The organism is Sphingobium sp. CR2-8 (assembly GCF_035818615.1).
GTDB lineage: Bacteria > Pseudomonadota > Alphaproteobacteria > Sphingomonadales > Sphingomonadaceae > Sphingobium.
Map to the genome: position 1 here is coordinate 2418867 of NZ_JAYKZY010000002.1, position 11932 is coordinate 2430798.

Consider the following 11932-nt stretch of genomic DNA (forward strand, 5'->3'; position numbering starts at 1 on the left):
TTACGCCCCCCTGCCCGCTGCGGCGGACAGCGCATCGGGGATGAGGGCCAGATTCTCGATCGCTGCAAGTCCCCATTGCGATGCCGCGTTGGTCGATATGTCAGGCCATTCGACGGTCGGACGGACATAGGCCGGTCCTGTACGGGCAATGCGGGGATCACCCTGCGACAAGCCCAGCCCGGCATCCCCGCCCAGAAACTCCTGCCATGCGCGCGCAGCCAGTTGCGCATCGCCCGTTTCCCGCGCGGCATAGGCCGTCAGACGGGAATGGCCTTCCTTCAGGTTGCGGCGACCATAAGGCTGGTCGAACTTCGCCTTCCATTCCTGCGGTGAAGCGTTGAACCAGCGGCAATAATCGAGCCAGGCCGCCCTGTATCGCGGCGCGTCGATCAGTTGCAGCAATTCGGCATTTACTTCCAGCGCGCCGAAAACAGCGTTCAGATGGGATATGGAAATCCGGTCCCCTGCGCCCATGAAACGCCCGGACTTGATATCATAGGGCGCGCTGCCCGCCAGCCAGCCATATTTCAGGCGACCAATGCTATCCATGCCGTTCATCAACCGTTCCCGCCATTTAGCCTCACCAGTGCGTTCCCATTCCGTCAGCCAAGCGGATGCGATGGAACACCACATCGTCCCGAAACTCAGGTCGATAACCCCCTCTGGCAAGGGATCGCGTTTTGCGCCCGGCACCTTGCGGCCGATCTCAACACCTTGCAGCGACTGATCAGACGTGACGAGCGCCCGCATCAGGTCGCCCACGCGTTCGTCGGCGGTCAGATAATAGAAGATGCGCCGATACATGGCGTTACTAACGCGCGGCTGCTTGCTGCTGTCGCTCCAGTGCTGGACGCCATGGCGGGTCCCCAGCCCCTTGAACCGGCCGATATGGTAGACATCGACCTCCCCCGTATGACGGGTCATGGCCTCTGCGAAACGGAAAGCCGATGCATTGCCGGTCCGCAATACACTGGTCCAGAACCAGAGGTCCGGGGACAATTCGCTATTGTCCCATGCAAAGCCGCCGATATCATATCGCCACACATGCCGATCGGCATCATAGCTATGCATGACATCGCCATGGTTCCAGAAACCATACCAGCGGCGCCTGTCCACTTCGCCGACATAGAAATCAACCAGATGGCTGTTCTGATCCTCTATCCGCGCATGCATGGGCGTCGATCGATCAGGCAAGTTCCAGATGCCCAGCACATTGGCGGCGTGAATGCGCTCGGGCGTCACCATCAACTGCGGGGGCGTGGCATTGGCCTGCGCCATCGCGACAAGCGTGTCGGCGGAAGGTGTCGCCGCGCACGCCCATAATGTCAGTTCGCTGGTGCGCGCAACGCCGGTCACGGCGTCCCAGCCCGGTTCATAATCCTCATAGGTGATGTCCAGGCCTTCATTCTGGTCGGCATAGTCCTCCATGCCCATCACCCCGCGATAGGATCGCATGTCCATCGGCCTGGCGTCGGGGGACCATAGCCACGCAGTCAGTTCGGCGGCTTCGCCCGCAGCGTTGCGAATGCAGATTTGCGACGGATGACGTTGCCAGAAGTAGCGGGCCGCGATGGCTGCGCCGCCCTGGGGGGAGCCCACATAGGCCAATCCCGAAGAACGGGTGCCCGCGATGGAATTGACCCAGGCATGACCGTCACCGGTGCGCTTGGCGATAGAAAAACCGTCCGCAGACAATTGGGACAGGTCGAAATCGGACCAGGTAGGAATGCGCTCCAGCAGCCGCGCGACAACCGGCGACAATGTTTCCGCGGCGACCGCCCGCCCTGCGATCTGCGCTGCTCTTGCCTGTACGCCCGCATCGCGACGCAGGCCGGTGAGCGGCCGTACCGCTTCGCTGAACAAGCCGTCCTGCTCCGTTGTCATCCTGACATGACGGTCATGGGGGGCGCCAGCCATCGGCACAGTGGCGCGCAGACCGATGCCGCTGACAAAATCCTTTGCAGGTTCACCATCGAAGATAAAACTGTGAACGATCCGCAGATGATCGCCGCCGGCATAGGCGTACAGGCGTATGACGAACGGCAGCATCTGCCGACCGTCCGCAACATGTACGCCTTCCAGCTTTACCACGGCGCGCACCGGCCCCGATTGCTCCACCGTCGCCTTGTCGATGCGGCCGACGAAAGTGGTGCGGGCGCCATTTTGCGGCGCATCGTCAACCAACGCGACCAGCGTGAGCGATCCGACTACATTCCGGTCGCCCTGTCGCGCATAATCCATGACCGTCTGGCCCGATCGCGAAATGGACCAGCGCAAATCGCCGCAACCAATCTCGATACGCTCCTTGGTTTCCCGCACTATCAACGGCGCTTGCGGAACAGTCGGCTTTCTCGAAACGACCTTCAATCCGGCGGGCTGATCGACACCGGCGGGTAACGCATGGGCAGTCCATTTGATCGATCCGTCAGGCCATGTGGCAAGAGGCCAGTGCTGCGAAGGCAATATGTGTCCGTCAACGCCCTGTACGGACAAAGGACTGGTGGCGCGCAATGCGCCGCGTGGCCATGGCACACCGAATGTCTGTCCAAGAGACAACGCTGGAGCGGCATCGTCTATCCAGCGTATGAGGGTATCAGGCATCGCCGCTTTCCCCGACGAGGCCGCCCGTGCGGATCCAGGTAAAAGAATGGATGCCCCCGCCAACAGCGCGGTCTTCAAACCATCCCGACGCGTCAGCATTCCCCAATCACGCATGTCCATCCTCTCCAAATTTTATCATGATGATTACAGTCTGCTAATGCTGAAATTGCGGACCTGAATATGGCTTTGGGTGGTGCGCAATCCGAAATGGCCGCTGCGATAGGGGTGCGGATCATTCAGCGTGAACAGCGGCACCCCGTCCCTTAACACCGCGATGTGATGGCCGTCTGCGATCAGGGCGATGCTGAACCAACGATCAGCGGTCAGCATGGCGTCCGCATCTGTACGATCATGCTGCGGCAATAGGGGGCGTTCGCCAAACTTGCCGACATAGCGACGCATGCGCGTAGTGCTGTTACGGTTGCCGCCTATGCCGACATAATAGGTTTCCAGACCGTCATAATCCTCGAATGTGCCGGTTCGCGGATGATCGAACACCGATCGGGATGGCGTCGCCGGATCACCCGCCATCCAGAAGGCATTGACGTCGCTGACAGTATCAAACGGTCCGCGAGCGCCAACCGCACGTACATCATAATGAATGGCCAAAGGGCCGGTCAGCCGTTCCCGAAACCATAAGGTAACACCTTTCGGCGCCACGATGTCGAGCACGCCTTCGGATGCACTGACGCTCGCATCGCCCACGGCTTCTACCCGCCATTGATCAAGGCCATGGCGAAATGTGTCGCGCCACAGCAGCCCTTTTACTGCTGCCGCTACTGACGACCAGCAAGACGTCAGAACAAAGATGGCCATCACATTGCGTCGGCTGATCACAGCCCAACCTCACCTAAAAGAAAGCCCATATTATGGGATCACATATCTATATCTGGATAATTACCTACGCAGAATTTGCCGTCAAACGAAATAGCGTCCGCCTGCTACCGTCAGCCACAAGCGCGAGTAGCCATCCGACTGGATCCTGCGGACAATGCCGCGGTTCCATCCTGTCGGATGAACGCACAAAAGACGCCGAGAAGAGGTATTTTTTGGGAACGCAAAGCAGATTTGCGTCTCTCTGTCAGGAGATGTTCCGCAATGTGAAATCATGGACTATATATCGGTTGTCGGTTGACAAAAATGCTGCGCGCGCCAAACCTGCCTGACCAATTATACCGGGAGAGTAGCGATGGTGACGCCAAAGGGCCAACGCCGACTGAACATGGTCATGAAGTCCGCTATGGTCCTGCCCATAGCGATCGCGATTTCGATGCCGTTCATCGCCAACGCGCACGACGCTTCCCAAATAGTGTCGTCTCCCCGCCGTACTTTCAACCTGAATTCCCAATGGTTGAGCATATCTCGCGATGAAGCTGGCGCACAGGCCACAAGCTTTGATGACAGCAGATGGCAAGCCGTTACCCTTCCAAACGCATTCAACGAAACGGAGGCTTTCGCGCGCGACATCAAGGCGCTCTCAACCTCGATCATATGGTATCGCAAGCATTTCAGACTGCCGCGTGGCGCCGATGCGCAAAAAGCCTTCCTTGAATTTGAAGGGGTCCGGCAGGCTGCAGAAGTTTGGGTTAATGGCCGTTCGGTCGCCCTTTCGGAAAATGGCGCGATGGCCTTTGGCGCGGACATCGGGGCTGCGCTACAGACAGGCGACAATGTCATCGCCGTGCGAGTCGATAATGACTGGAAATATAAGGAACGCGCAGGCGGTAGCGGCTTCCAGTGGAACAATGACAATTTCAACGTCAATTATGGCGGCATCACAAAAAATGTGCGGTTGCATTTGACGGGTCAGGTATATCAGACGCTGCCGCTCTATTCCGGTCTCGGCACGACCGGGCAGTATATCTGGGCCGATGGATTCGACCTTGCCGCGCGCAGTGCGACTATCCATGCCGAAACGCAGCTACGTAATGAGAGCGGCACAGCGCGCAGTTTGTTCAGCCGCGTGGAAATCCGCGATCCGTCGGGCAAGAAGGTAGCGCGTTTTGACAGCCCTGCAGCGACGGTCGCGCCCGGAGAAACGGCTACGCTGTCCGCCGCGGCCAAGGTGGGCGATCTGCATTATTGGAGTTGGGGCTATGGCTATCTCTACACGGTAACCACCAGTCTGATGGAAAATGGCCGTGCCATCGACAGCGTCGATACCAGAACAGGTTTTCGCCAGACCCGCTTCGACAAGGGCATGGTCGAACTTAACGGCCGCGTTATCCAGATGCACGGCTATGCGCAGCGGACATCGAACGAATGGCCTGCGGTAGGCGTATCGATACCGCCATGGATCAGCGATTTTTCCAACGGGCTGATGGTGGAAAGCGGTGGCAATCTGGTTCGCTGGATGCATATCACCCCGTCGAAACAAGATATCGAATCCGCTGACCGGGTGGGGTTGTTGCAGGCGATGCCGGCTGGCGACGCCGAGAGCGACACGACCGGCCGCCGATGGGACCAGCGCAAGGAATTGATGCGCGACGCGATCATCTATAACCGTAACAACCCGTCGATCCTGTTCTATGAAGGCGGGAACGAGAATATCAGCGAGCCGCATATGGCGGAACTCAAGGCTATCAGGGATCAATATGATCCGCATGGCGGACGCGCGATCGGATCTCGCGAGATGCTGGACAGCAAGCTCGCGGAATATGGCGGCGAAATGCTTTATATCAACAAGAGCGCGACCAAGCCCGTCTGGTCGATGGAATATTCGCGTGACGAAGGCGCACGGCTGTATCAGGACGCCTTTACGCCGCCCTTCCACAAAGATGCGCCCGACTATAATCGCAATCAGGACAGTCATGCGGTCGAAGATGTGCGGCGCTGGAACGATTATTATCGCATGCGCCCCGGGACCGGCACGCGTGTCAGTTCCGGCGGCGTCAACATCATCTTCAGCGATTCCAACACGCATTTTCGGGGCGATAATAATTATCGGCGATCGGGCGAAGTCGACGCCGTCCGCCTGCCAAAGCAGGGATATTTCGCGCACAAGGTGATGTGGAGCGATTGGGTCGATAGCATCACTCCCGCATCGCATATCATCGGTCACTGGAATTACGCACCGGGCACACGCAAGGATGTGCAGGTCGTATCCAATGGCGATTCAGTGGAATTGTTTCTGAACGGCGCATCACTTGGGAAAGGCGAGCGCAGCGACACATTCCTGTTCAAATGGAAGGATGTCGCATGGGCGCCAGGCACGTTGCGTGCCGTCGCCACCCATGCCGACGGACGCACATCGGAAAATCGGCTGGAAACGGCTGGTCCGGCGGTTGCGTTGCGCCTGACACCGCATGTGTCGCCGCGCGGTTTCGTGATGGATGGCGCGGATATCGCACTGGTCGATGTCGAAGCCGTCGACAAGGCAGGACGCCGTGTGCCGATCGACAACCGTCTGGTGCAATTTGCGCTGGAGGGGCCTGCCCAGTGGCGCGGCGGCATTGCGCAGGGCAACTCATCGGGCAAGGCGCGTGCCGGGGAATCGTCCGGACCGCCGGTGGCGTTGACACAGCATGTCGCCGATGGCACGACATCCTATGCCGGTACGGCGCGGGAAGAGGATAATTATATCCTGTCCACCAGATTACCGCTGGAAGCTGGCATCAACCGAGTGCTGCTGCGCGCGGGGACGAAGGCCGGAACTATCAGCCTGACCGCCAAGGCAGAGGGCCTGGCGCCCATTCGCATGTCATTGGTCGGCGTTCGTCCCGGCAAGTCGGTGGCCGGGCTGTCCACCGATTTCCCGGAGAATTTCCAGAAAGTTCAATTGTCGCGGGGTCCAACGCCGGACGCACCGACCTATGTCGTTCATCGTTCTACCCATATGCCCGTTGCGATCATTGTCGGCTCTGATCAGCAGCGGGCTAATTTCAGCGTGGATGACAATGAAATGTCGCGATGGTCGAGCGACGGCGAGCCTGCCCACGCCTGGATCGAATATCGCTTTTCCGACCTCGTGACGTTGAGCGAAATCGACCTGAAGCTGGTGGGGTGGCGATCACGCTCTTATCCGTTGGAGGTGACGTTAGATGGAAAGACGGTCTGGAAGGGCGTCACAGATCGTCAACTTGGCTATACGACGCTGCACTTCCCCGCTGCCACCGGCACCGCATTGCGTATTCGCCAGACCGGCAGGGTCGAGGACAGGGATGCTTTTGGCAAAGTCGTCGAACTTAACAACGCCAAGGCATCGGGAGACACAGGGGCCGACGCCGTACCACCGGGCTGGCATCTGGCCATTGTCGAGGCGGAATTTCACGGGCCTTCTCCTGCCAGGCCGTGACATCGTCTGGCACAACCACGCAGCATTGACGGTGGCGGAGCGCTCTGACACCGTTTATGCGTGAGCCAGCTAGGAGTTGATATGACCGCCCTGCAGGATGGCCCCGAACGGCTTTATCAGGAACTGGCGCGATCGCTTTTGCAGCTATTGTCCAAGGGTGCATTTGCGGTGGGCGACCGCCTGCCCGCAGAGCGGGAATTGGCGGCCCGGTTCAACGTCAGCCGCCCGACCGTACGCGAAGCCATGATCGCCCTTGAAGTACAGGGTTTCGTCGAAGTGCGCGTGGGATCAGGGGCCTATGTCGTGCGTGTCCCCCGACACGAGGACCAGCCAGGTTTCCACATCTCGGCATTTGAACTGACGGAAGCCAGATTGCTGTTCGAAGGAGAAGCGGCAGCCCTAGCAGCGTCACAAATCGTGGAAGAGGAACTTGCCGAGCTTGAAATGCTGGTGAAGGACATCGAGCAGGAGAATAACCGATCGTTCGATACGGTCGATGCCGATCGCGCTTTCCATCTCGCCATAGCGCGCGCAACGCGGAACCAGGCAATATTCGAGGCGGTCGATCAGCTATGGCGACTGCGGGACACGTCTCCGGAAGCATCTTTGCTACATGCCAAGGCGCTCAGCGCCAATGTGAAGCCGATCGTTGACGATCACAGGGCTATTCTGGACGCGCTGCGGAGCAAAGATTCGTCTGCGGCCCGTGATGCGATGCGCAAACATCTGTCGTCCGTGCTGGACAGCCTGCTTTTCGCAGTGGAGGAACGCGCCGTCCAGCAAGCGCGCCAGGCCATTGAGGCCAAGCGCAATCGATACGCCCAGGCCTGGTCCTGATATAGCTGGCATTCTGTAGCGTGCCCGGCATCCGCCCCTATGCGATTGGCATCCTGTCATACCTTTTCATCTCTGTCGGGGGTGCAAACGCGCAACTGCCTGTCGTTCCGCCCGCGACATTCCTTTTGGCCGGGCAATCCAACATGTCAGGGCGCGGGGACATGGATGCGCTGACCGTTGAAGAAAGGGTTTCAGATCCTCGCATTCGTCTTTTGGGCAATGATGATCGCTGGCGAGAGGCGGCAGACCCATTGGACAGCGCGATCGGGCAGGTCGACGTGGTTTCCGCTGACAGGCTGGCTGCGGTGGGGCCCGGTCTTTTCTTCGCCAGGGAATTTCTGGGCAGGACTGGCAGACATGTCGCCCTTGTACCGTGCGCGAAAGGCGGATCGGCGATGAAAGCCTGGAAACCCGACAGTGCACGAAAAACGCTTTATGGATCATGTCTTTCGCGCGCGCGCCTATCGAACGCCACTGTTAGTGGGATGCTCTGGTATCAGGGAGAAACAGATGCGCGCGATAGCACAGAGGCGCACAAATGGTCTGGCCGATTTAAGGCTATGATAAAGGCAATAAGGCGAGACCTTCGGTCACCACGACTGCCGATCGTGTTCGTCGCGCTGGCTGACGAGCCTGCCCAGTCCGCTCCGGCAGGACCTTTTCCCGCCTGGACTGCCATGCAGCGCGCGCAACATGCCTTTCACCTGCGATGTACAGCGGTTGTGTCTTCCCAGGGATTGTCCCGTAATTCGGACGATCTGCACCTCACGACCAATGCGCATCGCCAATTGGGACCTGCGTTGGCCGCTGCCATGATGCGGCTTTTGTCTCAAGGATGCGATTAAGGCTGGTATTCGCATAATCACCGGCATTGTACGTGCAACGCAGTTGATAGGCCACATCATAGAGGGCCGCCAAAAATCACACAATTAAAACTCCATATTATGGGACACAATCCCTATATGCAGAGCACAATTTTCGCGTTACAAATCTGCCTGACCAATAATGAGGCAGACGCTGAAAATGGTCAGTGAGATCATATCAGGGAGAGGATGATGTCCGTTTCACGCGTAAGAGCAGTATTGCTTTTTGGAACCACTTTGTGCGGCATTGGCGCGCTTCCAGCTCGCGCACAGGATGCAGCGGTATCAGACATTGTCGTGACCGCGCAGAAGCGCGCGGAAAATGTTCAAGATGTCCCTTTGGCTGTGACCGTGGTGGGTGCGCAGCAGCTTGAAAATGCCAGCGTCCGGGATTTCAGCGAACTGACGAAGGTCGCGCCTTCGCTCACAATCCGTCCTAGCGACGCGGCACAGAATGCATCGATCCAGATTCGCGGTATCGGCACATTCGCCTTCAGCCCCGGCGTCGAGTTTGCCGTTGCGATCCAGATCGACGATGTGCCGGTCGCATTTCAGGCGCGCGCATTTGCCGACCTGTCGGATGTGGAACGCATCGAAGTCCTGCGCGGTCCGCAAAGCACTCTCTATGGCAAGAATGCCTCCGCAGGTCTGATCAATATCGTAACCAAGTCTCCAGGTGACAAATTTGCCGCCCGCTTCGCGTTGACAGCGACAACGGATGACGAGCAACGTCTGGAAATGTCTGCATCCGGACCCGTCACGGATACGCTGGGGGTCAGCTTTGGCGGATCGTACCGCTATTTCGATGGCAATGTGAAAAATATCTTTACCGGCGATACCGTAAACGGATCTGAAAATATCGTCGTCCGCAGCAAGCTGGTCTGGAAGCCGACGCCCGACCTGGCCGTCGATGTCAATTTAAGCTATATGAAGGTCGATTCCGATCCAACCTATGTATACCGCACCTTGTCGCCCAACGCGCGGCTGCGCGGCAATACCAGCCAGACGCCAGCGGTCATCATGCCGGGCATCACGCCGGGGCCGAATAATCTTCAGGTGGCGCTCAATGAGCAACCCTTCTTCAACTCGACGGATTTCGCCAAGTCCCTTCGCGTCAGCTGGACCTTGCCCAATGATCTGACCCTGATGTCGATCACGGCGCATGATGACTATGATTCCAAGGACCATATCGATTCAGATCGTACGATTTCGCCCATCATCTCCAATTTCGCGGACGGCACCTTTGGTGGTAAGGCTTTCACGCAGGAACTGCGCTTGGTGTCTCCTGGCAATCAGCCCTTCATGTATACCCTCGGCCTGTTCTATGCCGACACCGACCTTACGCGGGGATATAAGCGTGGGCCGGCCTTCTCACTCGCCGAATGGAACGCGACCAGTGAATCGCGGCAATGGGCCGCATTTGGCCAGGGAGATTGGGAATTTGCCGAAGGCACCACGCTGACGGTTGGCGTTCGAGGGCAACGTGAGAAGATTGGCTATACGTTCAATGATCTTCGCACCAATCCGATATCGCGTTTTTCGGGCGGAGCGACCGACAATGTCATGACATATCGCGCCGGGCTGAAGCATGAATTCGACAACGACATCATGATCTTCGGCTCTTATGCGCGGGGACATAAGGGGCAGGCTTATGACCTTACCACCGGCTTCAATGCACTCAGAGCCAGCCTTGGCCCGTTGATGCCGGAAAAGTCGGACGCGTTCGAGGCTGGCCTGCGCGCCCAGTTCTTCGATCGCAGGGTGACGTTTAACCTAACCGCATTCCATGTCGACTATCGCGACCTGCAGACGCAGAGCATTGAGGACATCCAAGGCATCCCGACTTTCCGCCTGACGAATGTGGGCAAATCGCGCACGAAGGGCGTGGAAGTCGATCTGGCAGCTCGCCCTGTGGACGGCCTGTCGCTGGCGGGCGGGCTGGCTTATACCGACGCGACGTTTGTCGATTTCCCGACGGCCGCCTGCTACCCCGGCCAGACTGCGGCGCAGGGTTGCACGGGCACGCCTGGCCGCCAGGACTTGTCCGGCGCATCGCTGTCGGTTCCGAAATGGAAAGCGAATGTGAGTTGGGATTATGCCTTCCCCGTTGGCGGGGTCGAGGGACTGATCGGCGGCAACTACACCTGGCAAAGCAAGACGGCCTCTACCGATCCGTCCACAATCATCGGCGCCTATGGGGTGACGAACATCACGGCTGGCATACGCGCAGGGAACGTCACGGTCCGCGCTTTCGTCAACAACCTGTTCGACAAACATTATCCGGTGAATATCGGAAATCAGTATAGCAATTTCGGCAATCAGGCGGCGATAGACTTCCTGCCCGGCCGCGATTTCAAACGCTACGGCGGATTGCGCCTGTCTGCCGACTTCTAAAGTGATTTTCAAGCGATCAGTATCGATCGCTGGTCGAGACATCGCGGTAAACAAGATTTGGAGTAGCGATCTTATCCATTCAGATCGCTACCCCAAAGACCCTCTACAGGATCGATCAAATACCTAAAAATAATTGATGCCAAGGTTATCGTTACCTGCCCCGGTCGTAATTTCGTCACGTTCGAGCCTGCCGCCTGTCTAACGGCGTGCCTGCGCCTGGGCTTGCGCGTAGGTGGGCTGATAGCCGACCTTTGCGCCCGCATTGCGCTTCAACGCGCGCGCGATGGTCGACGGCTGGCGATCCTGAGTTGCAGCGATTTGCCGGATCGATTGCCGTTCCTCAAGCGAAAGCTGGCGGTAATTTGACATGGCAGTAGTCGGAATGTTTGGCTGAGGACGCAGTCCTGGGCGAACCTGTCTCTATCGGCGCCGTTTCGCTTCGGCGATTTTCCCTGCAAACCATCTAAAAATTGAGACTGGCTTTTTTGCGCGATCAAAAGCCTTTCAGAATGTCGTAATTCCTAGAGTTACATAGCAGCTTTCCCTGCTTGGATTGGCAGGGAAGGAGCAGGGAAACAGCAGGCCGTCAGCAGATTTCAAAAACGGCCCTTGTTGGCCGTCCTTGACCCACTGAAATTCACTGCAAAAGTAAACTAAAATGGAACCGCAATGACATAAAAGAAAGTAAATTAGAGCATGTCACGAGTTTTATCGTTAAATTTCTGCTTTCCTTTACTTCCTATTTCATCTATATATTCGATTGACCATGCGGTTCGCGCCGCCATGATCGCTAGAAGACGAGGCAAAATGTAATTCAACATGCCCCGTCGTGCGCGTAACGCGATGAGGCCTTTGATGGAGGCGTTATCGTGCGAATGGCGGTTAAGAAGTATAAATCCAACAGAGCGATGGCTATCGACCGATAGGAAGAGGTCGCGGTTGG

General features: G+C 57.8%; 6 protein-coding genes and 2 pseudogenes. 4 read left to right on the forward strand and 4 right to left on the reverse strand.

The window, feature by feature from the left end:
* The 3 genes and pseudogenes from U5A82_RS21735 to U5A82_RS15715 all read right to left on the reverse strand — a co-directional run bounded on the left by U5A82_RS21735 (position 1) and on the right by U5A82_RS15715 (position 3438).
* A complete protein-coding gene (locus tag U5A82_RS21735) occupies positions 1-1278 on the reverse strand; it encodes an exo-rhamnogalacturonan lyase family protein (RefSeq protein ID WP_442802216.1) in 1278 nt (425 codons plus the stop codon).
* 3 nt (positions 1279-1281) lie between these two features.
* Positions 1282-2721 (reverse strand): annotated as a pseudogene (locus U5A82_RS21740) (exo-rhamnogalacturonan lyase family protein); the annotation flags it as partial.
* 24 nt (positions 2722-2745) lie between these two features.
* Positions 2746-3438, reverse strand: a complete 693-nt coding sequence (locus U5A82_RS15715; RefSeq protein ID WP_442802179.1) for a DUF6250 domain-containing protein — start codon at positions 3436-3438, stop codon at positions 2746-2748.
* 433 nt (positions 3439-3871) lie between these two features.
* On the opposite strand from U5A82_RS15715, the gene U5A82_RS15720 reads away from it, so the two are divergent.
* The 4 genes from U5A82_RS15720 to U5A82_RS15735 all read left to right on the forward strand — a co-directional run bounded on the left by U5A82_RS15720 (position 3872) and on the right by U5A82_RS15735 (position 10989).
* Positions 3872-6895 (forward strand): glycoside hydrolase family 2 protein, encoded by a 3024-nt coding sequence (locus U5A82_RS15720; RefSeq protein ID WP_326292964.1) that lies wholly within the window; start codon positions 3872-3874, stop codon positions 6893-6895.
* An 81-nt stretch (positions 6896-6976) separates the two neighbouring features.
* Positions 6977-7732, forward strand: coding sequence for a FadR/GntR family transcriptional regulator (locus tag U5A82_RS15725; RefSeq protein ID WP_326291769.1), 756 nt, complete (start codon positions 6977-6979; stop codon positions 7730-7732).
* A gap of 20 nt (positions 7733-7752) precedes the next feature.
* Positions 7753-8577 carry a sialate O-acetylesterase gene (locus U5A82_RS15730; RefSeq protein ID WP_326291770.1) on the forward strand — a complete coding sequence of 275 codons (825 nt, stop codon included), beginning with the start codon at positions 7753-7755 and terminating at the stop codon, positions 8575-8577.
* Between the two features lie 210 nt (positions 8578-8787).
* Positions 8788-10989 (forward strand): TonB-dependent receptor, encoded by a 2202-nt coding sequence (locus tag U5A82_RS15735; protein WP_326291771.1) that lies wholly within the window; start codon positions 8788-8790, stop codon positions 10987-10989.
* A gap of 201 nt (positions 10990-11190) precedes the next feature.
* On the opposite strand, the pseudogene U5A82_RS15740 reads toward U5A82_RS15735, so the two are convergent.
* Positions 11191-11358: pseudogene (locus U5A82_RS15740) on the reverse strand (helix-turn-helix domain-containing protein); the annotation flags it as partial.
* Between the last annotated feature and the right edge of the window lie 574 nt (positions 11359-11932).

What these genes read in the sequence shown, in the direction of transcription:
- U5A82_RS21735 (WP_442802216.1), bottom strand. Translation starts at nt 1,278, where the DNA reads ATGGCGCAGGCCAATGCCACGCCCCCGCAGTTGATGGTGACGCCCGAG.
- U5A82_RS15720 (WP_326292964.1), top strand. Translation starts at nt 3,872, where the DNA reads ATGCCGTTCATCGCCAACGCGCACGACGCTTCCCAAATAGTGTCGTCT.
- U5A82_RS15725 (WP_326291769.1), top strand. Translation starts at nt 6,977, where the DNA reads ATGACCGCCCTGCAGGATGGCCCCGAACGGCTTTATCAGGAACTGGCG.
- U5A82_RS15735 (WP_326291771.1), top strand. Translation starts at nt 8,788, where the DNA reads ATGTCCGTTTCACGCGTAAGAGCAGTATTGCTTTTTGGAACCACTTTG.